Raw genomic sequence first — 24,489 nt, 5'->3', positions numbered from 1 at the left:
CCTTCGTACCTGCAGGGCTTGTCCGGGCCGCGTTGGCCAGGTCGTTGCCCATCTCGGATTTGAAGAGAAGGGTCATTTCAGGCTATAATTTCAAGGTTTGAGCTTATCAACCCGCACCCTAGCGCCTACCTCTCCCACACCGTTCATCCGCCGCGTATCGTAGTCGACCCGGTAGTCGACCCGGTAGTCAACCCGGTAGTCAACCCGGTTGTAGTTCCGGTCAAGTTTTCGTGAACGCAACGGCTACCGTCGCCAGCGGCCCGCAGCCAGCCAGTCCGCCTACACAATGGGCCGATTGCGTGCTCTGCAGTGCCTGACGCGACTCGACGAACAGCGACACGCTAGCGAGCCTGCGCGCGCACCGTCCGATGCGCCTCGCTGCGGCCCGCACGGTCGGATAGACAGGTCGGCAACAGGGTGCTCCCCCAAGGAGTCTCCCGTGTTGCCGTCATTTTCTCCCGCTCTTCTCGCGCTTGCCGACGGCACGGTCTTTCGCGGCTACTCGATCGGCGCGCCCGGTCATACGATCGGTGAAGTCGTTTTCAATACGGCCATCACCGGCTATCAGGAAATCCTGACCGACCCCAGTTACGCGCGCCAGATCGTCACGCTGACGTATCCGCACATCGGCAACGTCGGTGTGAACGCCGAAGACGTCGAAGCCACGAAAGTCCATGCCGCTGGCCTGATCATCCGTGATCTGCCCGTTCTCGCGTCGAATTTCCGCATGGAGCGCTCGCTCCCGGATTACCTGAAGGCCGAAGGCGTCGTCGCAATCGCCGGTATCGACACCCGCAAGCTCACGCGCGTGCTGCGCGACAAGGGCGCGCAAAACGGCGCGATTCTCGCAGGCTCGGATGACGAAGTGAAGGCAATCGAACTCGCGCGCTCGTTCCCGGGCCTCGCGGGCATGGACCTCGCGAAAGTCGTGTCGACGCAAAAGCCGTACGAGTGGAAGCAGACGGAATGGCGTCTCGACAGCGGGTACGGCATGCAGAACACGCCGCGCTATCGTGTCGTCGCGTTCGACTACGGCGTGAAGTACAACATCCTCCGGATGCTCGCGGAACGCGGCTGCCAGGTCACGGTGCTGCCGGCGCAAGCGACGGCGGCCGATGCGCTCGCGCTCAACCCGGACGGCATCTTCCTGTCGAATGGGCCCGGCGATCCGGAGCCGTGCGATTACGCGATCGCCGCGACGCGCGAGTTCATCGAGCGCGGCATTCCGACGTTCGGCATCTGCCTCGGCCATCAGATCATGGGTCTCGCCGTCGGCGCGAAGACGATGAAGATGAAAACGGGTCACCACGGCGCGAACCATCCGGTGAAGGATCTCGACGACGGCCGTGTCGTGATCACGTCGCAGAACCACGGCTTCGCGGTCGACGCCGATACGCTGCCCGCCAATGCGAAGGTCACGCACGTGTCGCTGTTCGACGGCACGCTGCAAGGCTTCGCGCTGACGGACAAGCCGGCGTTCTGCTTCCAGGGCCACCCGGAAGCGTCGCCCGGTCCGCACGATATCGCTTATCTGTTCGATCGCTTCACTGCGTTGATGGACCAGCAGAAGGGCAAGAAGTCGGCGGCGGCGTAAGAGTCGAGCGCAGCGCCGGCAGCAGCCGCTCGCGAGCAGCGACGGGAAAGAGCGCGCCCCGCGACGCCGAACGGCTGGCCCATCTGGGCCAGGTCCGAACGGCACACCGCCAGCGCGCCAACGGTAAGAACTCAGGAATACATTAGCGAGAGCGTTATGCCCAAGCGGACAGACATCAAGAACATCCTCATCATCGGCGCGGGTCCGATCATCATCGGCCAGGCGTGCGAGTTCGATTACTCGGGCGCGCAGGCGTGCAAGGCGCTGCGCGAGGAAGGCTACAAGGTCATTCTCGTCAACAGCAATCCCGCGACGATCATGACCGACCCGAACACGGCCGACGTCACGTACATCGAGCCGATCACGTGGGAAGTGGTCGAGCGCATCATCGCAAAGGAGCGCCCGGATGCGATCCTGCCGACGATGGGCGGCCAGACGGCGCTCAACTGCGCGCTCGATCTGCATCACCACGGCGTGCTGGAGAAGTACAACGTCGAGCTGATCGGCGCATCGCCGGAAGCGATCGACAAGGCGGAGGACCGCCAGAAGTTCAAGGACGCGATGACGAAGATCGGCCTCGGCTCGGCGAAGTCGGGCGTCGCACATTCGATGGAAGAAGCGATGCAGGTGCACGCGGAGATCGCCGCGTTCACGGGCGGCAGCGGCTACCCCATCGTCATTCGTCCGTCGTTCACGCTCGGCGGATCGGGCGGCGGCATCGCGTACAACCGCGAGGAATTCGAAGAGATCTGCAAGCGCGGTCTCGATCTGTCGCCGACGCGCGAGCTGCTGATCGAAGAATCGCTGCTCGGCTGGAAAGAGTATGAGATGGAAGTGGTCCGCGACAAGAAGGACAACTGCATCATCGTGTGCTCGATCGAGAACCTCGACCCGATGGGCATCCACACGGGCGACTCGATCACCGTCGCGCCCGCGCAGACGCTCACCGACAAGGAATATCAGATCCTGCGCAACGCGTCGCTCGCGGTGCTGCGCGAGATCGGCGTCGATACGGGTGGCTCGAACGTGCAGTTCTCGACCAATCCGAAAGACGGCCGGATGATCGTCATCGAAATGAACCCGCGTGTGTCGCGTTCGTCGGCTCTCGCATCGAAGGCAACGGGCTTCCCGATCGCGAAGGTCGCGGCGAAGCTGGCCGTCGGCTACACGCTCGATGAACTGAAGAACGAAATCACGGGCGGCCAGACGCCGGCTTCGTTCGAGCCGACCATCGACTATGTCGTCACGAAGATTCCGCGTTTCGCGTTCGAGAAGTTCCGCGAAGCCGATCCGCGTCTGACTACGCAGATGAAGTCAGTCGGCGAAGTGATGGCGATCGGCCGCACGTTCCAGGAATCGTTCCAGAAAGCGCTGCGCGGCCTGGAAGTCGGCGTCGACGGTCTCGACGAAAAGACCACGAGCCGCGATGAAGTGATCCGCGAGATCGGCGAAGCCGGTCCGGATCGCATCTGGTACGTCGGCGACGCGTTCCGCCTGGGCCTCACGCAACAGGAAGTGTTCGAGGAGACGTCGATCGATCCGTGGTTCCTTGCGCAGATCGAAGAAATCGTCCGCAAGGAAAAGGCGCTCGAAGGCCGCACGCTTGCGAGCCTGTCGAAGGAAGAACTGCGCTATCTGAAGCAGAGCGGCTTTTCGGATCGCCGCCTCGCGAAGCTGCTCGGCGCGACGGGCGACGACGTGCGCAAGCGCCGCATCGAACTGAACGTGCGCCCGGTCTACAAGCGCGTGGACACCTGCGCGGCCGAGTTCGCGACGAAAACGGCGTACATGTACTCGACCTACGAGGAAGAGTGCGAAGCAAATCCGACGAACAGCAAGAAGATCATGGTGCTGGGCGGCGGCCCGAACCGGATCGGCCAGGGCATCGAGTTCGACTACTGCTGCGTGCACGCCGCGCTCGCGATGCGCGAAGACGGCTACGAAACGATCATGGTCAACTGCAACCCCGAGACCGTTTCGACCGACTACGATACGTCGGACCGCCTGTACTTCGAGCCGCTGACGCTCGAAGACGTGCTCGAAATCGTCGACAAGGAAAAGCCGCTCGGCGTGATCGTCCAGTACGGCGGCCAGACGCCGCTCAAGCTCGCGCTCGATCTCGAAGCGAACGGTGTGCCCATCGTCGGCACGTCGCCGGACATGATCGACGCCGCGGAAGATCGCGAGCGTTTCCAGAAGCTGCTGCAAGACCTGAATCTGCGTCAGCCGCCCAATCGCACCGCGCGCGCGGAAGACGAAGCGCTGAAGCTCGCCGACGAAATCGGCTATCCGCTCGTCGTGCGTCCGTCGTACGTGCTCGGCGGCCGCGCGATGGAGATCGTCCACGAGCCGCGCGATCTCGAGCGCTACATGCGCGAGGCCGTGAAGGTGTCGAACGATTCGCCCGTGCTGCTCGACCGCTTCCTGAACGATGCGATCGAATGCGACGTCGACTGCATCTCGGACGGCGACACGGTGTTCATCGGCGGCGTGATGGAGCACATCGAGCAAGCGGGTGTGCATTCGGGCGACTCGGCATGCTCGCTGCCGCCGTACTCGCTGTCGAAGGAAACGGTCGACGAGCTGAAGCGCCAGACGGGCGCGATGGCGAAGGCGCTGAACGTGGTCGGCCTGATGAACGTGCAGTTCGCGATCCAGCAGGTCCCGCAAGCGGATGGCTCGAAGCAAGACATCATTTACGTGCTCGAAGTGAATCCGCGTGCTTCGCGCACGGTGCCGTACGTGTCGAAGGCGACGAGCCTGCCGCTCGCGAAGATCGCGGCACGCGCGATGGTCGGCCAGAAGCTTGTGCAGCAGGGCGTCACGAAGGAAGTCGAGCCGCCGTATTTCAGCGTGAAGGAAGCGGTGTTCCCGTTCGTCAAGTTCCCGACCGTGGACCCGGTGCTCGGACCGGAAATGCGCTCGACGGGCGAAGTGATGGGCGTCGGCCGCACGTTCGGCGAAGCGCTCTTCAAGTCGCAGCTCGCGGCGGGTTCGCGTCTGCCGGAATCGGGCACGGTGCTGTTGACCGTGATGGACGCCGACAAGCCGAAGGCCGTCGAGGTCGCTCGCATGCTGCATGAGCTGGGCTATCCGCTCGTCGCGACGAAGGGCACGGCGGCGGCGATCGAAACAGCGGGCGTACCCGTGCGCGTCGTCAACAAGGTGAAGGACGGCCGTCCGCACATCGTCGACATGATCAAGAATGGTGAGATCGCGCTCGTCTTCACGACCGTCGACGAAACGCGCGCCGCGATCGCCGATTCGCGTTCGATTCGCATGAGCGCGCAGGCGAACAAGGTCACTTACTACACGACAATGTCGGGCGCGCGCGCGGCCGTCGAAGGCCTGCGTTATCTGAAGGACCTGGAAGTCTATGATTTACAAGGACTCCATGCTCGCCTAAACTAAGGCTTCAGAGTTCTGTCAAAGACGTAAGTGCCGCGGTTAAGCGGCGTCCCTGAGGTGCCAGATCGGGCTTTGCGCCACGCTCCAGCGCCGGTATGGGATGCACTTAACCGCGGTGATTTTTTTTATGGCTGTTTTTTGCCACAAGAGCTGTTTATGAGCACTATTCCATTGACGAAGCGCGGCGCAGACCAGCTGCGCGGCGAATTGCAGCGACTGAAATCGGTCGAGCGTCCCGCCGTCATCAGTTCGATCGCGGAAGCGCGCGCGCAAGGTGACTTGTCGGAAAACGCCGAGTACGACGCTGCGAAAGAAAAGCAGGGCTTTATCGAAGGCCGTATCGCCGAAATTGAATCGAAGCTGGCGGCGGCGCAAGTCATCGATCCCGCAGCGCTCGAGGCCGATGGCCGCGTGGTGTTTGCCGCGACGGTCGATCTGGAAGATCTGGATTCGGGCGATGAGGTGACTTATCAGATCGTCGGCGACGATGAAGCGGATCTCGAGCACGGTCTCATCTCCATCAGCTCGCCGATCGCTCGCGCGCTGATCGGCAAGTCCGAAGGCGATGTCGCGGCGGTGCAGGCGCCGGGCGGCGTTCGCGAGTACGAAATCATCGCGGTCCGCTACGTTTGAGGCTGCTGCCGTGTCTTCGATGCCGCATCGTCTGTTCAGGCTGCTGACGGTCGTTTGGGTTGGCAGTCTGCTGACCATCGGCTATGCAGTGGCGCCCGTGCTGTTCACGTCACTCGACCGGATGACGGCGGGCGCCGTCGCGGCGCAGCTGTTCCGGATCGAAGGCGTAATCGGCGTGGTATGTGGCGTGTTGCTGCTCGCGTTGTGCAATGTGCTGATCCGGCGGGGCGGCGATGCGTATCGGCGTCTTCGCTGGCTGATCGCCGGCATGCTGGTATGCGTGCTGGTTGGCTACTTCGCGCTGCAGCCGTTTATGAATGCGCTGCGCATCGCTGCGCAGGAGGCGGGCACGGACGTCGGCCACTCCGTGTATGCGAGCCGGTTCGGCATGCTGCACGGCGTGTCGAGTGTGTTCTATCTGATCGAAAGTCTGTTGGGCATCGTGCTCGCGTGGAAGCTGCCGGCGGGCGCTAATCTCGCGGCGGAGCCGGGCGCGGGGCGCGTAGCGGGCAGGACGGCTGGATAAGCTGCACTCGCAGAAGACGCATTCGGCCCGTAGGCTGATTTAATTTCGCAAGTCCCCCACGGAGCGCGGCCGATCGCCGCATGAGACGACGCGACGGCCTGCGATTCTGGTTCAAATAGCGCGGTCCAAACGTCGATTCGGATCGCTGCGCCATTCCAGATTTACTTCGTCTGATGCATGCGCTTTGCGCTTGTCTGGCGTTTCTTTGCTTTTTTGATGTTGCCGCCCGCCGTCACGCGCTCGTTGCCGCGCACGAGTACTTTTTGCGGCTTCGGACGGCGCATCGGGTTGTCGGTTGCCTTGACGACCTTGACGACGCGCGGCGCGCGGCCTTTGTTCGACGGCTCTTCCGAGACGGCCTCGCGCGCGCTCGGCAGCGCGGCGCGCTTCGATTTCGCAGCAGGCGCACGTTCGGCCCGCGCTGATTCGGGCTTCCAGATCACGAGCAGCTTGCCGATATGCTGGATGGGAGCCGCATTCAGCTGATTGCAGATCTCTTCGTAAATCGCGATGCGATCTTCGCGCTCGTCGCCGAATACACGGATCTTGATCAACTGATGCGCCTTCAGATTGACCTTGATTTCAGCCAGCACGGCGTCGGTCAGCCCTTCGGCGCCGACGATCACGACCGGCTTGAGCGCGTGAGCCTGGGAGCGCAACTCGGCGCGTTGTTCGGAAGAAACTTTGAGGGCTGGCATGGGAAGTGGAAGACTCGACTAAAATGGCATCGCCTGCGGCTTGGATTGGACACGACGGTCCACGAATAAGCGGGGCGCGCGCGAGAAAAAAGAAACTGCGCAGAACACTGCGATGAATACGGCGCCGGCGTCGGCATGAACAGGACGGCGGCGCGGACTGCAAGCAGCACCACGAGCGCGGAAGACGGCATAGGCAGCAGCCGCGCGAATTAAACGCGTATTATCCGCCAAAAGCGCGGCATCACGTAGCAAGAGTTCAACGTTTAATGGCAAAAAACCGCTTTAACCAGTCGTGGCTGCACGACCACATCAACGATCCGTACGTGAAAATGGCGCAGCGGGAGGGTTATCGTGCCCGCGCGGCCTACAAGCTGAAGGAAATCGACGAGCAGGACAAGCTGATCCGCCCCGGCCAGATCATCGTCGATCTGGGCGCGGCGCCCGGCAGCTGGAGCCAGTACGTCCGCAACAAGCTCGCCCAGGGCAAGCAGCGCGACGCGCAGCGTGAGGGCGGGATCGAAGGCACGATTATCGCGCTCGATCTGCTGCCGATGGAGCCGATCGCGGATGTGCACTTCATCCAGGGCGATTTCCGCGAGGACGATGTCCTCCAGCAACTGGAAGAAGTTGTCGGAGATCGCGCCGTTGATCTTGTAATTTCGGATATGGCGCCCAACCTGTCTGGAGTGGCGGTGGCGGACGCGGCGCGAATCGAGCATGTATGCGACCTCGCACTGGAATTCGCCCAAAACCACCTGAAACCCGATGGTGCCCTTTTAGTCAAATGTTTTCACGGCAGCGGTTATAGCCAGATTGTCGAAAAGTTCAAGCACCAGTTTAAGACGGTGGCCGCGCGCAAGCCGAAAGCGTCCCGCGACAAGTCGTCCGAGACGTTTATTCTGGGCAAGCATCTGAAACGGCCACGTTGAAAAGGGTCCAGTGATATGTGAGCCCGCATGCCGGTACGCCGGAAAATAAGAGCGCTGAGATTGCGCGGTACGCTATTTATGCGGTAGCGAATGCTTATGGCAGGGGTCCCCGGAAGGGATTAGAATGCCTGAGTGGTGCCGCAAGGCAAATGTAGGCGCTTGTCTATGAGTGAAGGAGTGGTGCTTTGAACAACAACATGTTTTCGAAAGCAGCAGTGTGGCTTGTGATCGCACTGGTGCTGTTTACGGTGTTCAAGCAGTTCGACAAGCCCCGCGTCCAGGAAGGCGTTTCTTATTCGCAGTTCATGGACGACGCGAAAAGCGGCAAGGTCAAGAGCGTGATCGTCCAGGGGCGCAACCTCACGGTGACGCCGGCCGACGGTCAGAAATATCAGATCGTGTCGCCGGGTGACATCTGGATGGTCGGCGACCTGATGAAGTATGGCGTGCAGGTCAGCGGCAAGGCAGATGACGAGCCGAACGCGCTGGTGTCCGCGTTGTACTATCTTGGGCCGACAATCCTGATCATCGGGTTCTGGTTCTACATGATGAGGCAGATGCAGGGGGGCGGGAAAGGCGGGGCCTTCTCGTTCGGTAAATCCCGGGCACGTCTGATCGATGAGAACAACAATGCGATCAACTTCTCAGATGTCGCTGGCTGTGACGAGGCGAAGGAAGAAGTCTCTGAACTTGTCGACTTCCTGCGCGATCCGCAGAAGTTCCAGAAGCTGGGTGGCCGCATCCCGCGCGGCGTACTGCTGGTCGGTCCGCCGGGAACCGGTAAGACGCTGCTGGCGCGCGCCATCGCTGGCGAAGCGAAGGTGCCGTTCTTCAGCATTTCGGGTTCGGACTTCGTTGAAATGTTCGTCGGCGTGGGCGCGGCCCGCGTGCGCGACATGTTCGAGCAGGCGAAGAAGCACGCGCCTTGCATCGTGTTCATCGACGAAATCGACGCGGTCGGCCGTCATCGCGGCGCCGGCATGGGCGGCGGCAATGACGAACGCGAACAGACGCTGAACCAGATGCTCGTCGAGATGGACGGGTTCGAGGCGAACTCGGGTGTGATCGTGATCGCCGCGACGAACCGTTCGGACGTGCTGGACAAGGCGCTGCTGCGTCCTGGCCGTTTCGACCGCCAGGTGTATGTCGGTCTGCCCGATATCCGTGGCCGCGAGCACATCATGAAGGTGCACCTGCGCAAGGTGCCGATCGCGAACGACGTCGACGCGGCGGTAATCGCGCGCGGCACACCGGGCTTCTCGGGGGCCGATCTGGCGAACCTCGTGAACGAAGCTGCACTGTTCGCCGCGCGTCGTGGCAAGCGCATCGTCGAGATGCAGGACTTCGAAGACGCGAAGGACAAGATCTTCATGGGTCCGGAGCGCAAGTCGGCGGTGATCCGCGAAGACGCGAAGCGCGCGACGGCTTACCACGAGTCTGGCCACGCAGTGATTGCGAAACTGCTGCCGAAGGCCGACCCAGTGCACAAGGTCACGATCATTCCGCGCGGCCGTGCCTTGGGCGTGACGTGGCAGTTGCCGGAGCACGACAACGAAACGTATTCGAAGGACTATCTGCTGGATCGTCTCGCCATTCTGTTCGGCGGCCGTGTAGCGGAAGAGCTGTTTCTGAACCTGATCAGCACGGGCGCATCGGACGACTTCAACAAGGCGACGTCCACGGCCCGCGCAATGGTCGCCCGCTTCGGCATGACCGACGCGCTCGGACCGATGGTCTACGTGGACGACGAGAACGAGCAATCGCCGTTTGGTCGCGGTTTCACGCGTTCGATTTCGGAAGCGACGCAACAGAAGGTCGACGCGGAAATCCGCCGCGTGCTCGACGAGCAGTACAACCTCGCGAAGCGTTTGCTGGAAGAGAACCGCGACAAGGTCGAAGCAATGACCGCCGCGCTGATGGAGTGGGAAACGATCGACGCCGATCAGATCAACGACATCATGGCTGGCCGTCCGCCGCGCTCGCCGAAGAGCACGCCTTCTCCCGGCGACGCATCGTCGGGTGGCAGCAGCCCGGGTGCGGAAGTGAAGCCGGGCAGCGCGACGGCTCCCGCTTGATGACGGGTTGAGTGGTTTATACGGGCCGGTGTGCTGCACACCGGCCCGTTTTCATTTCTAATGCTGCTACGCGCATTGCAGTTCTGTCGCGATCCCACCAACTTCTTCGTAGTACGTCTCGTGTCAAACGCCGATTCCCCGCTTTTTCCGATCCCCGAACCGCTTCAATGCGGCCGATTCACGCTGTCGTTCGAACGCCCGCTCGTGATGGGCATCCTGAACGTCACACCTGATTCCTTTTCTGACGGCGGCCGATACGTGCTGCGCGGCGAAGCGCTGCGCCAGGCGGAGTGCATGCTGCTCGACGGCGCCGATATCGTCGACATCGGCGGTGAATCTACGCGCCCAGGGGCACCGCCCGTGCCGCTCGATGAGGAGCTGGAGCGCGTGATCCCGCTCGTCGAGCAGTTGCGCGACGCGAACGTCCCGCTCTCCGTCGATACCTACAAGCCCGAAGTGATGCGCCGTGCGCTGGCGGCAGGCGCTGATTTGATCAATGATATCTGGGGCTTTCGGATGCCCGGCGCGATCGACGCCGTCCGCGACAGCCAGTGTGGACTGTGTGTAATGCACATGCTGGGCGACCCGCAAACGATGCAGGCGAAGGAGCCCGTCTACGACGACGTCGTAGCCGATATCCGCGCGTTCCTCGACGAGCGCGTCCAAACGATGCTGAACGCTGGCGTTGCAAAAAATCGCATCAGCGTCGATCCGGGATTCGGATTTGGGAAGACGGTCGATCATAATTACGCGCTGCTTGCGCATCTGCAGCAGCTTGCGCCGACCGTCGGTACGCCGCTACCCATTCTGGCAGGCATGTCGCGCAAGTCGATGCTGGGTGCGGTCGTGAACCGGCCCGCGCCGGAGCGGGTAGCGGCGAGCGTCGCCGCCGCCGTGTGCGCAGCCGAACGGGGCGCCGCGATTATCCGCGTGCATGATGTCGCGCAGACGGTAGATGCACTGAAAATTTGGGCAGCGACGCGCGACGCGGTGCGACGCGCCTGATCTCCACGCTTGGAAGGAATAGAACACAATGGGACGTCGATATTTCGGAACGGATGGCATACGGGGCAAGGTCGGCGACGCGCCGATCACGCCGGACTTCGTGTTGCGGCTCGGCTATGCGGCCGGCAAGGTGCTCGCGGGCGCCGACAGGTGGGCGAAAACGGGCACGCGTCCCACCGTGTTGATCGGCAAGGACACGCGCGTGTCGGGCTACATGCTGGAAGCCGCGCTGGAGTCGGGCTTCTCGGCAGCGGGCGTCGACGTGATGCTGGCCGGTCCGATGCCGACGCCCGGTGTCGCGTATCTCACGCGCGCGCTGCGCCTTGCGGCGGGCGTCGTGATCAGCGCGTCACACAATCCTTATTACGACAACGGCATCAAGTTCTTCTCCGCCGACGGCAACAAGCTGCCGGATGAAGTCGAGTCGCTGATCGAAGAGCAACTGGACAAGCCGCTCGAATGCGCGCCGTCCGAGCGTCTCGGCAAGGCGCGGCGTCTCGACGACGCGGCAGGCCGTTACATCGAGTTCTGCAAGAGCACGTTCCCGCAGGCGTTCGATCTGCGCGGCATGAAGCTGGTGATCGACTGCGCGCACGGCGCCGCGTACGACGTCGCGCCGCACGTGTTCCATGAACTCGGCGCGGATGTGATCACGATCGGCGTCTCGCCGAATGGCTTCAACATCAACGACGGTGTCGGCGCGACCGCGCCCGACGCGCTCGTGCGCGCCGTGCGCGCGAACAAGGCGGATATCGGCATTGCGCTCGACGGCGACGCGGACCGCGTGCAGGTTGTCGACGCGAACGGCCGCCTCTACAACGGCGACGAACTGCTGTACGTGCTGGTGAAGGACCGGATCGCGACGCAAGGCAAGGTCGAAGGGGCGGTCGGCACGCTGATGACCAACATGGCCGTCGAAGTGGCGCTGAAGAAGGCGGGCGTGCAGTTCGTTCGCGCCGCCGTCGGCGATCGCTACGTGCTCGAAAAGCTGCGTGAGCATCACTGGGAACTGGGAGCGGAAGGCTCCGGTCACATTCTGTCGCTGGATCGGCATTCGACGGGCGACGGCATCGTATCCGCGCTGCTCGTGCTGGCCGCGATGCAGCGCAGCGGCCGTTCGCTCGAGCAGCTGCTGGAGGGCGTCACGCTCTTCCCGCAGAAGCTGATCAACGTGCGCATGCAGCCTGGCGCGGACTGGAAGGGCAGCGAGGCGATTCGCCGCGCGATCAGCGCCGCGGAGGGCGCGCTCGACGGCAGCGGCCGCGTGCTGATCCGTGCGTCGGGCACCGAGCCCGTGCTGCGTGTGATGGTCGAGGCCGCGCGAGAGAAAGATGCCTTGTACCACGCCGAAACGATCGCCGAAGTGGTGAAGCAGGCGACCGCCTGATTTCCGGCCGTAGCGTTTCAACCGGAAGGGCGGCCACATGCCGCCCTTTTTCGTGTCCGCCCGGCGGTAAAACGCGGGGCGCCGGCGCAGTCGATGCGTCGGATGCGCAAACGTTGTCGCTCGCCAGTTTCGAGTCAGATACAGCCCATTCGTGGCGCATTCGTTTTGGCCGTGGAAACCCTGGCATGACGCCTTTCGGGTACGTAATAAGACTGTCACGGGAAAGTCACGGATAGTCACAGTACCGTCATAATCGGCCACTATTCTTCGCGGTGTCGTGTCACACGCTCATACCAACCGGAGAAAACATGAAACTGATGCAAACCGCGTTCGCTGGCATGGCTGGCGCTCTCTTCGCGATCGCAGCGCAAGCCGCCGACATCACCGGCGCGGGCAGCACCTTTGCAGCACCGATCTACACGAAGTGGGCTGACGCTTATCAGAAGACGGGCGGCGGCAAGGTCAACTACCAGGGCATCGGCTCGTCGGGCGGCATCAAGCAGATCGTCGCGAAGACGGTCGACTTCGCAGGCTCGGACGCTCCGCTGAAGGACGACGAACTGGCCAAGGACGGCCTGTTCCAGTTCCCGACGGTCGTCGGCGGCGTGGTGCCCGTGGTCAACGTTCCGGGCGTGAAGGCTGGCGAAATCACGCTGTCGGGCGAAGTGCTCGGCGACATCTATCTCGGCAAGATCAAGAAGTGGAACGACCCGGCTATCGCCGCGCTGAACCCGAAGGCGAAGCTGCCGGATACGGACATCGCCGTGGTCCGCCGCGCTGACGGCTCGGGCACGAGCTTCATCTGGACGAACTACCTGTCGAAGGTCAACACCGAGTGGAAGTCGAAGGTCGGCGAAGGCACGACGGTCAACTGGCCGACGGGCACGGGCGGCAAGGGCAACGACGGCGTCGCGGCATTCGTGCAGCGTCTGCCGGGCGCGATCGGCTACGTCGAGTGGGCGTACGCGAAGCAGAACCACATGATCTACGTCGACATGAAGAACTCGTCGGGCGTAGTCGTCGAGCCGAAGACGGAAACGTTCAAGGCAGCGGCAGCGGGCGCTGACTGGTCGAAGTCGTTCTACCAGATCCTGACGAACGAGCCGGGCAAGAACGCATGGCCGATCGTCGGCGCGACGTTCGTGCTGCTGCACACGACGCAGGAAAAGGGTCCGCAAGGCTCCGAAACGCTGAAGTTCTTCGACTGGGCGTTCAAGAACGGCGGCCAGGCTGCGAACGATCTGGACTACATCTCGCTGCCGGAATCGGTCGTGTCGGAAATCAAGACGCAATGGAAGGCAAAGGTCAAGGACGCATCGGGCAAGTCGCTCGCCGAGTAATCCTCACCTCGTAGCAGCATCTACCGCGCGCAAGAGATGTGCATGATGCGCGCGGCCGGCCGCCCGGTTTCGATGAAGCCCGGCGGCCGTAGTACTGGCCGTCTGGCATACGCCATGCGGCAACCGGAAACGCGGAAACAGGTTTATCAGCTCCCATGTCCGACCTCCCTCTCTCTTCTGACGCGGCCCGGTCGACTCCGCCCGGCAGCACGGTGCAAAAGGCACCCAGCCGAGCCGGCGACATTATTTTCGGCGGCCTCGCGCGGCTTTCCGCCATCGTCACGTTACTGCTGCTCGGCGGCATTATCGTGTCGCTGATCGTCGCTTCGATGCCGACGATCCAGAAATTCGGTCTCGCCTTCCTGTGGACCTCAGACTGGGACCCACCTTCGGAGCAGTTCGGCGCGCTGGTGCCCATCTACGGCACGATTGCGACGTCGATCATCGCCCTCATCATCGCGGTGCCCGTGAGCTTCGGCATTGCGCTCTTTCTGACTGAACTGTCGCCCGCCTGGCTGCGCAGGCCGCTCGGCATCGCGATCGAACTGCTCGCCGCGATTCCGTCGATCGTCTACGGCATGTGGGGTCTGCTCGTCTTTGCGCCGATCTTCGCGACGTGGTTCGAAAAGCCGCTCGGCTCGCTGCTCTCCGGCATGCCCGTCATCGGGGCTCTCTTCAAGGGTGCGCCGATCGGCATCGGCATTCTGTGCGCGGGCGTCATTCTCGCGATCATGGTCATTCCGTACATCGCATCCGTGATGCGCGACGTGTTCGAAGTCACGCCCGTGCTGCTGAAGGAATCGGCGTACGGCATCGGCTGCACGACGTGGGAAGTGATGTGGAAGATCGTCCTTCCGTTCACGAAGACGGGTGTAATCGGCGGCGTGATGCTCGGCCTCGGCCGCGCGCTCGGCGAGACGATGGCCGTCACGTTCGTGATCGGCAATACGAACCTGCTCGACAACGTTTCGCTGTTTTCGCCGGGTAACAGCATCACGTCGGCGCTCGCGAACGAATTCGCTGAAGCGAGCCCCGGGCTCCATACGGCGGCGTTGATGGAACTCGGCCTGATCCTGTTTGTGATTACCTTCATCGTGCTGGCGATTTCGAAAATCATGCTGCTTCGCCTCGAGAAAGGGGAGGGCGCGAAATGACCCAGCCCTCGTTGAACATGCCGGGCAGCACCGACAGCGCAGCGCTCGAAGCGATGCGCAACAAGCTGCAAAACCGCCGCAAGGCCGTCAATGTGGTCGCGCTGACGCTGTCGCTCGCGGCGATGGCGTTCGGCATCATCTGGCTCGTGTGGATTCTCTATACGACGCTGCGTCTGGGCATCGGTGGCCTGTCCGTCGAGCTCTTCACGCAATCGACGCCTCCGCCGAACACGGACGGCGGCGGTCTTGCGAACGCGATCGTCGGCAGCCTGCTGCTCGTCGTGCTCGCGACGTTCGTCGGTACGCCGATCGGCATCATGGCGGGCGTGTATCTCGCCGAATACGGCCAGAAGGGCTGGCTCGCGAGCATCACGCGCTTCATCAACGACATTTTGCTGTCGGCGCCGTCGATCGTCGTCGGTCTGTTCGTGTATGCGCTCGTCGTCGCGAAGATGGGCCACTTCAGCGGCTGGGCGGGCGTGATCGCGCTGGCGCTGCTGCAGATTCCCATCGTGATCCGCACGACGGAGAACATGCTGAAGCTCGTGCCGAACGCGCTACGTGAAGCGGCCTTCGCGCTCGGCACGCCGAAGTGGAAGATGGTGCTGTCGATCACGCTGAAGGCGTCGGTGGCGGGGATCGTCACGGGCGTGCTGCTCGCCGTTGCGCGTATCGCCGGCGAAACGGCGCCGCTGCTCTTCACGGCGCTGTCGAATCAATTCTTCTCGGTGGACATGAATCAGCCGGTTGCGAACCTGCCGGTCACGATCTTCAAGTTCGCGATGAGCCCGTTTGCGCAGTGGCAGTCGCTCGCGTGGGCTGGCGTATTCCTGATCACGCTCGGAGTGTTGGGACTCAACATCCTCGCGCGTACGATCTTTTCGAAAAAGTAAGGGCGGAGCGATCCGATGAACATGGCAGAAAGTCACCTGAATCCCATCGAGCGCCCGGCGTCACCCGCTGGTTTCGACCCGGCCCAGAGCGGCCATGCGGCAGCGCCCGCGCAACCGAAAATCGAAGTCAACAATCTGAACTTCTTCTACGGCAAGTATCACGCGCTGAAGAACATCAACCTGCAGATTCCCGAAGGCAAGGTGACGGCGTTCATCGGCCCGTCGGGCTGCGGCAAGTCCACGCTGCTGCGCACGTTCAACAAGATGTACGCGCTCTATCCCGAGCAGCGCGCCGAAGGCGAAATCCTGATGGACGGCGAAAACCTGCTCACGTCGAAGCGCGACATCTCGCTCTTGCGCGCGCGCATCGGCATGGTGTTCCAGAAGCCGACGCCGTTCCCGATGTCGATCTACGACAACATCGCATTCGGCGTGAAGATGTTCGAAACGCTGTCGCGCTCGGAGATGGACGATCGCGTCGAGTGGGCGCTGACGAAGGCCGCGCTGTGGAACGAAGTGAAGGACAAGCTCGGCCAGAGCGGCTACGGCCTGTCGGGCGGCCAGCAGCAGCGCCTGTGCATTGCGCGCGGCATTGCGATCCGCCCTGAAGTCCTGTTGCTCGACGAGCCGTGCTCGGCGCTCGACCCGATTTCGACGGGCCGCATCGAAGAGCTGATCGCCGAACTGAAGAGCGACTATACGGTGGTGATCGTCACGCACAACATGCAGCAGGCCGCGCGTTGCTCGGACTACACTGCATATATGTATCTCGGCGAGCTGATCGAATTCGGCGACACCGAGAAGATCTTCATCAAGCCCGTCCGCAAGGAAACGGAAGACTACATCACGGGCCGCTTCGGCTAAGCGCACGGCGCACGTGCTTAGGGAGTACGACATGACGGATAAACACCTGTCCAGCCAGTTCGACGCCGACCTGAATCTGGTGTCCTCGAAGGTGCTCGAAATGGGCGGCCTCGTCGAGGCGCAGATCGTCGCCGCGATGAACGCGTTGAACGATTTCGACACGGGCATCGCCGATCAGGTGATCGCAGCCGAAGACCGCCTGAACACGATGGAAGTCGAGATCGACGAAGAGTGCAGCAACATCATCGCGCGCCGTCAGCCGGCGGCACGCGACCTGCGTCTGCTGATGGCGATCTCGAAGACGATCACGAATCTCGAACGCGCCGGCGACGAAGCCGAAAAGATCGCGAAGCGCACGAAGCGCCTCGCGGAAGACGGCGCGGCGCGCACGATCAACATCGCCGAAATCAAGCTGTCGGGCGAGATGGCCGTGAGCATCCTGCGCCGCGCGCTCGATGCGTTCGCGCGCCTCGACACCGTGGCCGCCGCGCAGATCGTGCGCGACGACAAGGCGATCGACGAGGAATTCCGTGGTTTCGTCCGCAAGCTGATTTCGTACATGACGGAAGATCCGCGGCTGATTTCCGTGGGCCTCGATTTCCTCTTCATCGCGAAGGCGATCGAGCGGATCGGCGACCACGCGAAAAACATCGCCGAATTCATCATCTATGTCGTGAAGGGCACTGACGTACGGCACAAAGGGCGCGACGCGCTCGAGCGCGAAGCGCTCAGCTGAGATGTGCATTTGATACGCAGTCGATCGAATCCGGCAAACCGTTTCCATAGCATTACGTTTATCAAGAGGCGCCGATGCCCAGCAGTATTCTCGTTATCGAAGATGAACCCGCGATTTCCGAGCTGATCTCGGTCAATTTGCAACACGCGGGCCATTGTCCGATTCGTGCGTACAACGCCGAACAGGCGCAGAACCTGATCAGCGATGTGCTTCCCGATCTCGTGCTGCTCGACTGGATGCTGCCGGGCAAGTCGGGCATCGCGTTCGCGCGCGACCTGCGCAACAACGAGCGCACGAAGCACATCCCGATCATCATGCTGACCGCGCGCGGCGACGAGCAGGACAAGGTGCTCGGCCTCGAAATCGGCGCCGACGATTACGTCACGAAGCCGTTTTCGCCGAAGGAACTGATGGCGCGCATCAAGGCGGTGCTGCGCCGTCGCGCGCCGCAACTGACGGAAGACGTCGTTGCGATCAACGGTCTGAAGCTCGATCCGGCGACGCACCGCGTGGCCGCGCATGCGGAAGGCAACGAGATCAAGCTCGATCTCGGTCCGACGGAATTCCGCCTGCTGCATTTCTTCATGACGCATCCGGAGCGCGTGCACAGCCGCACGCAATTGCTCGACCAGGTGTGGGGCGATCACGTGTTCGTCGAAGAGCGCACGGTCGACGTGCATATCAAGCGGCTGCGCGCGGCGCTCAAGCCCGCGGGTTGCGATGCGATGATCGAGACGGTGCGTGGTAGCGGCTATCGTCTGGCCAAGAGCGCATAAGGTAAACTGGCCGGCAATACGAAGCGCGCTGCGAAGCCTCACCGCAGCGCGCTTTGTTGTCTCTGATGTCTCAAGGTTAGGTCTCTAACATCGCAGGAACACATGAACATCATCTGGGCGCGCTCCCTGGTATCGCTCGTGCTCCTCGCTGTTCTGTGCGTGGCAGTCGGCATATTCGTCAACACGAAGGCGGCGCTGAGCCTCGCCGTGATCGCGCTGCTCGCGCAGGGTATCTTCAGCACGTTCCACAAGCAGCGTCTGTGGCGGCTGCTCGATGCGCCCGTCTATGGCGAAGTGCCGAGCGCGCCCGGCATCTGGGGCGAAATCTACTACCGTCTGCACAAGCTCGCCAAGCGCTGGCACGCGCAGGTGCGCCAGGTCGAGCAGCAGCACTCGCGCTTCATTCAGGCGATCCAGGCATCGCCGAACGGCGTCGCGATGCTCGACGATCACGATCAGATCGAGTGGTGCAACGCGATCTCCGAGCAGCACTTCGGCCTCGACGCCAAGCGCGACTTGCGTCAGCACATCACGCATCTGGTGCGTCATCCCGACTTTGTCCGCTACCTGAATTCGCATCAATACGATGAGATGCTGATCATGCGGGGCATGGGCGACAAGCGGCAGAACGTGCTCTCCGTGCAGGTGTTCCCGTATGGCGAGAACCGCAAGCTCGTGCTGTCGCAGGACATCACGGAACTCGAGCGCACCGACGCGATGCGCCGCGATTTCGTCGCAAACGTCTCGCACGAACTGAAGACGCCGCTGACGGTGCTCGCCGGTTTTCTCGAAACGATGCGCGATATTCCGCTCGACGACGAAGAACGCGCGCGCTACCTCGACCTGATGATGCAGCAGGCGCAGCGGATGCAGCACATCGTCAGCGATCTGCTCGTGCTCGCGACGCTCGAAGGCGACAACAAGCCGCCGAGCAATCAGATGGTCGACATGCGCGCGGTGGTCAGGCATTTGCAGGAAGATGCGGAAAGCCTGTCGGCGGGACGTCACCGGATCGCGTTCGATGCCGACGAAGCGCTCACGGTCACGGGCGTCGAAACGGAAATTCTCAGCGCGTTCGGCAACCTCGTCACGAATGCGATCCGCTACACGCCGGATGGCGGCTCGATCAACGTGAGCTGGCGTGCGCTAGGCGGACAGGCGACGTTCGTCGTCGCCGACAGCGGCCTCGGCATTCCCGCTGCGGATATCCCGCGTTTGACGGAGCGCTTTTATCGCGTCGATCGCAGCCGTTCGCGCGACACGGGCGGCACGGGCCTCGGGCTCGCGATCGTCAAGCACGTGCTGCAGCGGCACGACGCGCAACTCGACGTGAAGAGCGAAGAAGGGCGCGGCAGCACGTTCACGGTGCGCTTTCCGGCCGCGCGCACGGCGTTGCTGCATACGACGGCCGCTTGAGACTCAGTCGAACGTCCGGCAGCGACACCGCCCGTTGAAACGAAAGAGCCCGCAATTTGCGGGCTCTTTTGCATGTTCGCCTGATCGCGGCGCTTATGAGCAGAACTTCGTCAGGAGACTCATCTGTGCATTGCGCGACGACTTGCCCGGACGACGCCGGCGATAGTGGCCGTCGCTTTGCATCAGCCACGCGGCCTGGTTGTCGCCGAGGAATGCCGACAGGCCTTCCGCAATCACGCGGCGCTTCAGACGCCGGTCGTTGATCGGGAACGCGACTTCGACGCGGCGGAAGAAGTTGCGGTCCATCCAGTCGGCGCTCGACAGATAGACCTGTTCGCGGCCGTCGTCGTGGAAGTAGAAGATGCGGTGATGTTCGAGGAACCTGCCGACGATCGAGCGCACCGTGATGTTCTCCGACAGCCCTTCGACGCCCGGCTGCAGCGAGCACACGCCGCGCACGATCAGATCGATCTTCACGCCCGCTTGCGAGGCTTCGTACAGTTCCGCGATGACGGTCGGCTCCAGCAGCGCATTCATCTTCGCGACGATGCGTGCGCGTTTGCCCGCGCGTGCATGCTCGGCCTCGGCGCGAATCGCGTCGACGAGCTTCGGATGCAGCGTGAACGGCGACTGCCACAGCTCGTGCAGCGGCAACTCGCCGCCGATGCCCGTCAGTTGCTGGAACACGTGGTGCACGTCTTCGCAGATCTTCTGGTCGGCCGTCATCAGACCGAAGTCGGTATAGAGCCGTGCCGTGCGCGGATGATAGTTACCCGTGCCCAGATGCGCGTAGCGCTTCAGAATCGACTTGCCGCCTTCGGACACGCGCCGCACGATCAGCATCATCTTCGCGTGGCACTTGTGGCCGACCACGCCGTACACGACATGCGCACCGACGGCTTCCAGTTGCGACGCCCAGTTGATGTTCGTCTCTTCGTCGAAGCGCGCGAGCAGTTCGACCACCACCGTCACTTCCTTGCCGTTGCGCGCGGCCTGCATCAGCGCGTCCATCAGCGGCGAATCGGTGCCCGTTCGATAGATGGTCTGCTTGATCGCGACGACGTTCGGGTCCTTGGCGGCCTGCAACAGCAATTCGAGCACCGGCTGGAAGCTCTCGTACGGATGATGCAGCAGCACGTCGCCCTGATCGATCACGTCGAAGAGGCTCGCGCTGTTGGCGATCTGCGGCGGCGTGGCGGGAATATGCGGGACGAACTTCAGATCGGGCCGGTCGACCATCTCGGGCAATTGCATCAGACGCACGAGATTCACGGGGCCATCGACGTAATAACAGTCCTTCTGCGTGAGGCCGCTTTCATCGAGCAGACGACGCACGAGATGCGCGGGCGTTTCCGCCGATACTTCGAGCCGCACCGCATTGCCCAGATGGCGCGCGGGCAGCTCGCCCTGGAGCGCGACGCGCAGGTTCGTGATTTCGTCCTCGTCGACGAACAGTTCGCTGTTGCGCGTGATGCGGAACTGGTTGCAACTGCGCACGACGAGATTCGGAAACAGCTCGCCGACAAAGCGTTGCAGCAGCGAACTGAGGAGCACGAAGCCATGCGGATACCCGGACAGTTCCTGCGGCATGCGCACGAGGCGCGGTAGCGCGCGCGGCGCCTGCACGATGCCCATCACGGCCTGGCGTCCGAACGCATCCTTGCCTTCCAGTTCGACGACGAAGTTCAGGCTCTTGTTCAGCACGCGCGGAAAAGGGTGTGCGGGGTCCAGGCCGATCGGCGTCAGGACGGGCAGCAGTTCATCGAAGAAGTAGTCGCGCGCCCAGTGCGTCTGCGCTTCGTTCCATGCTTCCGTGCCGTGAAAGTAGATGCCTTCGTCTTCGAGCGCAGGCAGCACGGTGTCCTGCAGCATCGTGTACTGACGATGCACCAGCTTCTGCGCGCGTTCGACGACGAGATCGTAGACATGCTGCAGCGACATCCCATCAGGCGACAGCGCGCCAGGGTTGTCGCGCATCTGTTCCTGAAGCCCCGCCATGCGGACTTCGAAGAATTCATCGAGGTTGCTGCTGGTGATGCAGATGAAGCGCAAGCGCTCCAGAAGAGGTACGGCCGGGTCCGCAGCCTGTGCGAGCACACGCTCGTTGAATCCCAGAATGCCCAGCTCGCGATTCAAAAGAGGGTAGCGGTTGGACATCGGCGGTGAGAATGAGAGATCGGGAGGTGACTCGAAAGGACGCTCGGAAATTCTCACAGTATGATGACAGGTGCGTGAATTGAGGTTTTCGTAATTTTACGCTTTTGACTCCGCGTGTCGTAAATATGACGTAACTATATGTGACGATAGCGCACGACAATGGCGGAGGTGACAGCGCGATGTCCAGTACGCTTAAAATGGCGACTTTGAACAACGCGGTGACGAATGTGCCCGCCAGGGGCGCAGCATCTGCGCGCATGAGGTCCCCCTTCCCGATGGTCAATACTCCGCCACTACTCGCCGCCGTCGATCTCGGCTCGAACAGCTTCCGCCTGATCGTGGGCCGCGTCGAAGAAACCGATGCGGGCAGCCAGATCTATCAGGTGGACGCGCTGCGCGAACCGGTGCGGCTCGGAGCTGGCCTCTCGCGCGAGAAAATGCTGGACCGTGCTTCGCAGGTGCGCGGCTGGGATGCACTCAAGCGCTTCGGCGAGCGTCTGCGCGATTTCCATCCCGATCATGTGCGCGCCGTCGCGACCAATACGCTGCGCGTCGCGAAGAATGCGCAAGAATTTCTCGGCGAAGCGGAAGCGGCGCTCGGTTTCCCCATCGAAGTCATTGCAGGCCGCGAAGAAGCGCGCCTGATCTACGCGGGCGCCGCGCATTCGGTGCCGGCAAGCGCGGGCAAGCGGCTCGTTGTCGACATCGGCGGCGGCTCGACGGAATTCATCATCGGTTCGCACTACACGCCGATCAGGATGGAGAGCCTGTATATCGGCTGCGTGAGTCATAGCCGCCAGTTCTTCCCGTCGGGCAACGTCGACGAATACACGATGCGTCAGGCCGAGCTTGCGGCCTCGCGCGAAATCCAGATCATTTCGGCCGACTACAAGGCGACGGGCTGGGACCAGGGCATCGGCTCGTCGGGCACGGCGCGCGCGCTTGCGGAACTCGTCGAAGCGAACGGCTTCAACGATCCGGGCATCACGCACGGCATATCGCGCGGCGGTCTCGAGCGTCTGAAGCGCGCGCTGATCAAGGCGGAGAACGTCAACCGGCTCAAGCTCGTCGCGCTGAAGCCGGACCGCGTGCCCGTGCTGGCGGGCGGACTCTCGATCATGATTGCCGTGTTCGACGAACTCGGCGTCGACTACGTCGATACGACAGACGGCGCATTGCGCCTGGGCGTGCTGTATGACCTGCTCGGCCGCTCGCAGCATCAGGACATGCGCACGATCACGGTCGAAGGCTTCATGCGGCGCTACGGCGTCGATCGCGCGCAGGCAAGCCGTATCGGCGAACTCGCCGTGAACTTCTACGATCAGCTCGACGAGCCCGATGCGGAAGTGCGAGAAGAGAACCGGATGTTCCTCGGCTGGGCCGCTGCGCTGCATGAAATCGGGCTATCGATTTCGCACAGCGCGTATCACAAGCACTCGGCGTATATCGCGAGCAACGCGGACATGCCGGGCTTCTCGCGCACGGACCAGGCACGCCTTGCGGCGCTCGTCGTCGGTCATGCGGGCAAGCTCGGCAAGCTCGCGCAGACGCGCGATCTCGAATGGAAGCTGCTGTTCTGTCTGCGGCTGGCGGCGCTGTTTTGCCGTCGCCGTGCCGACGCCGGCTTGCCGGAAATACACGTCGCGCAAGCGAACGGCGGCTACGAAGTGCGCCTGGCCAATTCGTGGGTCGCGAACAATCCGCTGACCGACTACAGCCTGATCCAGGAAGCGGCGGAGTGGGAGAAGATTCGCACGCCGTATCGCGTCGTCTATACGGACGATTGATCGCTCAGGCGGCATGCGCTTCCGATGCGGAGGCTGCTGCGTGCATCACATCTCATGCTGCAAGCGAGAGAGCCCGGTCGGTACCGGGCTCTTTTGTTTTTCGCTTCAATGTCTCGCTGCGATGCGGCGGACGCGGCGCGATGGCGCGTATTGCGTATTGCGCGAGACGAACCGCGCAATACGTTCGCGAAGGCGCTCAGCGCGGCAGCGCGTCGCCGAGGAAGTGGCGGGCGTAGCGCGAGTTGATCTCCGACAGGCGGAACAGCGTCAGGAAGTCGGCCGTATTGAAGTCGGGATCCCATGCCGGCGCGCCGCAGATCTTCGCGCCGAGGCGCAGGTAGCCTTTGACGAGCGGCGGCGGCGCGACCTTCGCGCCCGTCTGCAACTCGTCGACAGGCAGCGGCGTGTGCGGGAACGCGCGATATTCCGGCGCGGTCAGTGCATCGTCTTGCAGCGACGCGTACAGGTTCGCCGCGTAGTGGCCACCGTCGGCCATCGCGACGCTCGCGCAGCCGAGCATGGTTTCGTAGCCGTTGTGCTGCATGTACGAGCCGAGACCCGCCCACAGCGACATGATCACCGAGCCGCTGCGATAGTCGGGGTGCACGCACGAGCGGCCCACTTCGACCATCTTCGAGCGCAGATGCGTGAGGCGCGAGATGTCGAACTCGCCCTCGGCGTACAGGCGGCCGATGCGCGCCGCCTGGTGCGGCGGCAGCACGCGGTAGGTGCCCACCACCTTGAGCGTGTCGAGATCGCGGACGATCAGGTGATCGCAGTAAGCGTCGAACGAATCGACGTCGAGGCCGGCGGGACCGGACAGGCGCGCGCCCATTTCCTCGGCGAAGACGCGGTAACGCAGACGCTGCGCTTCACGAAGCTCCTCGTCGGTGCGCGCCCACGACACTTGCAGACGATGCTGGGCAGTGACCGTTTCTTCCGTGCGCGGCAGGCGGCGACGCGGCTCGAGGATCGATGCGAAGGGCAGGGTTGGCGTCGGCAGTTCTCGCATTGGCGTTCCTGGTCGAAAATGTGAAATTCGCTTCGACGCCAATGTAGTAACGCCCGGTGACGCTCACGTGGCAATGCTATGACGATTCGATGACGTGTC

19 protein-coding genes are annotated in these 24,489 nt (G+C 62.7%); 16 read left to right on the top strand and 3 right to left on the bottom strand.

The genetic code is table 11. The annotated features are described in order from the left end of the window. Positions 1-439: 439 nt before the first annotated feature. The 4 genes from carA to AB4Y32_RS13840 all read left to right on the top strand — a co-directional run bounded on the left by carA (position 440) and on the right by AB4Y32_RS13840 (position 6,161). Positions 440-1,594 (top strand): glutamine-hydrolyzing carbamoyl-phosphate synthase small subunit, encoded by a 1,155-nt coding sequence (gene carA, locus AB4Y32_RS13855; protein WP_368721883.1) that lies wholly within the window; start codon positions 440-442, stop codon positions 1,592-1,594. Between the two features lie 156 nt (positions 1,595-1,750). Continuing rightward, entirely contained in the window at positions 1,751-5,005 is a 3,255-nt protein-coding gene (gene carB / locus AB4Y32_RS13850; protein WP_368721882.1) for a carbamoyl-phosphate synthase large subunit, read from the top strand. A gap of 153 nt (positions 5,006-5,158) precedes the next feature. Further along, a complete protein-coding gene (gene greA / locus AB4Y32_RS13845) occupies positions 5,159-5,635 on the top strand; it encodes a transcription elongation factor GreA (protein WP_368722122.1) in 477 nt (158 codons plus the stop codon). 19 nt (positions 5,636-5,654) lie between these two features. Further along, positions 5,655-6,161, top strand: coding sequence for a DUF4149 domain-containing protein (locus tag AB4Y32_RS13840; RefSeq protein WP_368722121.1), 507 nt, complete (start codon positions 5,655-5,657; stop codon positions 6,159-6,161). 161 nt (positions 6,162-6,322) lie between these two features. Here the strand turns inward: AB4Y32_RS13840 and AB4Y32_RS13835 are convergent, their stop codons facing one another. Then, on the bottom strand, positions 6,323-6,859 hold the full coding sequence (locus tag AB4Y32_RS13835; protein ID WP_368721881.1) for a YhbY family RNA-binding protein: 537 nt from the start codon (positions 6,857-6,859) through the stop codon (positions 6,323-6,325). Positions 6,860-7,125: 266 nt separating this feature from the next. On the opposite strand from AB4Y32_RS13835, the gene AB4Y32_RS13830 reads away from it, so the two are divergent. The 11 genes from AB4Y32_RS13830 to phoR all read left to right on the top strand — a co-directional run bounded on the left by AB4Y32_RS13830 (position 7,126) and on the right by phoR (position 19,434). Then, positions 7,126-7,788 (top strand): RlmE family RNA methyltransferase, encoded by a 663-nt coding sequence (locus AB4Y32_RS13830; protein WP_368721880.1) that lies wholly within the window; start codon positions 7,126-7,128, stop codon positions 7,786-7,788. Between the two features lie 185 nt (positions 7,789-7,973). After that, positions 7,974-9,863, top strand: a complete 1,890-nt coding sequence (gene ftsH / locus AB4Y32_RS13825) for an ATP-dependent zinc metalloprotease FtsH (RefSeq protein WP_368721879.1) — start codon at positions 7,974-7,976, stop codon at positions 9,861-9,863. A gap of 120 nt (positions 9,864-9,983) precedes the next feature. Then, positions 9,984-10,868, top strand: coding sequence for a dihydropteroate synthase (folP, locus tag AB4Y32_RS13820; protein WP_368721878.1), 885 nt, complete (start codon positions 9,984-9,986; stop codon positions 10,866-10,868). A gap of 28 nt (positions 10,869-10,896) precedes the next feature. Beyond that, entirely contained in the window at positions 10,897-12,255 is a 1,359-nt protein-coding gene (glmM, locus tag AB4Y32_RS13815) for a phosphoglucosamine mutase (RefSeq protein WP_368721877.1), read from the top strand. A gap of 308 nt (positions 12,256-12,563) precedes the next feature. Then, a complete protein-coding gene (gene pstS / locus AB4Y32_RS13810) occupies positions 12,564-13,595 on the top strand; it encodes a phosphate ABC transporter substrate-binding protein PstS (protein ID WP_368721876.1) in 1,032 nt (343 codons plus the stop codon). A 155-nt stretch (positions 13,596-13,750) separates the two neighbouring features. Beyond that, positions 13,751-14,749 (top strand): phosphate ABC transporter permease PstC, encoded by a 999-nt coding sequence (gene pstC, locus AB4Y32_RS13805; protein ID WP_368721875.1) that lies wholly within the window; start codon positions 13,751-13,753, stop codon positions 14,747-14,749. Further along, positions 14,746-15,642: a phosphate ABC transporter permease PstA gene (pstA, locus tag AB4Y32_RS13800; RefSeq protein WP_368721874.1), complete on the top strand. Its 897-nt coding sequence runs from the start codon at positions 14,746-14,748 to the stop codon at positions 15,640-15,642. The genes pstC and pstA overlap by 4 nt, the downstream gene beginning before the upstream one ends. Positions 15,643-15,657: 15 nt before the next feature. Next, positions 15,658-16,506, top strand: coding sequence for a phosphate ABC transporter ATP-binding protein PstB (gene pstB, locus AB4Y32_RS13795; protein WP_087733601.1), 849 nt, complete (start codon positions 15,658-15,660; stop codon positions 16,504-16,506). A gap of 31 nt (positions 16,507-16,537) precedes the next feature. After that, entirely contained in the window at positions 16,538-17,242 is a 705-nt protein-coding gene (phoU, locus tag AB4Y32_RS13790; RefSeq protein ID WP_152757066.1) for a phosphate signaling complex protein PhoU, read from the top strand. Between the two features lie 74 nt (positions 17,243-17,316). Continuing rightward, a complete protein-coding gene (gene phoB / locus AB4Y32_RS13785) occupies positions 17,317-18,018 on the top strand; it encodes a phosphate regulon transcriptional regulator PhoB (protein ID WP_007748110.1) in 702 nt (233 codons plus the stop codon). A gap of 102 nt (positions 18,019-18,120) precedes the next feature. Then, positions 18,121-19,434, top strand: coding sequence for a phosphate regulon sensor histidine kinase PhoR (phoR, locus tag AB4Y32_RS13780; RefSeq protein WP_368721873.1), 1,314 nt, complete (start codon positions 18,121-18,123; stop codon positions 19,432-19,434). A gap of 93 nt (positions 19,435-19,527) precedes the next feature. Here the strand turns inward: phoR and ppk1 are convergent, their stop codons facing one another. Further along, entirely contained in the window at positions 19,528-21,591 is a 2,064-nt protein-coding gene (gene ppk1 / locus AB4Y32_RS13775) for a polyphosphate kinase 1 (protein ID WP_368721872.1), read from the bottom strand. A 197-nt stretch (positions 21,592-21,788) separates the two neighbouring features. Here ppk1 and ppx point away from each other — a divergent pair, with 197 nt between their 5' ends. Continuing rightward, positions 21,789-23,378: an exopolyphosphatase gene (gene ppx, locus AB4Y32_RS13770; RefSeq protein ID WP_368722120.1), complete on the top strand. Its 1,590-nt coding sequence runs from the start codon at positions 21,789-21,791 to the stop codon at positions 23,376-23,378. A 196-nt stretch (positions 23,379-23,574) separates the two neighbouring features. On the opposite strand, the gene AB4Y32_RS13765 is transcribed toward ppx, so the two are convergent. Further along, positions 23,575-24,390, bottom strand: a complete 816-nt coding sequence (locus AB4Y32_RS13765; RefSeq protein WP_368721871.1) for a GNAT family N-acetyltransferase — start codon at positions 24,388-24,390, stop codon at positions 23,575-23,577. Between the last annotated feature and the right edge of the window lie 99 nt (positions 24,391-24,489).

Origin of the sequence: Paraburkholderia phymatum (assembly GCF_040965635.1) — a bacterium.
Classification (GTDB): Bacteria; Pseudomonadota; Gammaproteobacteria; order Burkholderiales; family Burkholderiaceae; genus Paraburkholderia; species Paraburkholderia phymatum_B.
Note: the sequence above shows the minus strand (reverse complement) of the source record. Positions and strands in the feature narration are given on the sequence as shown.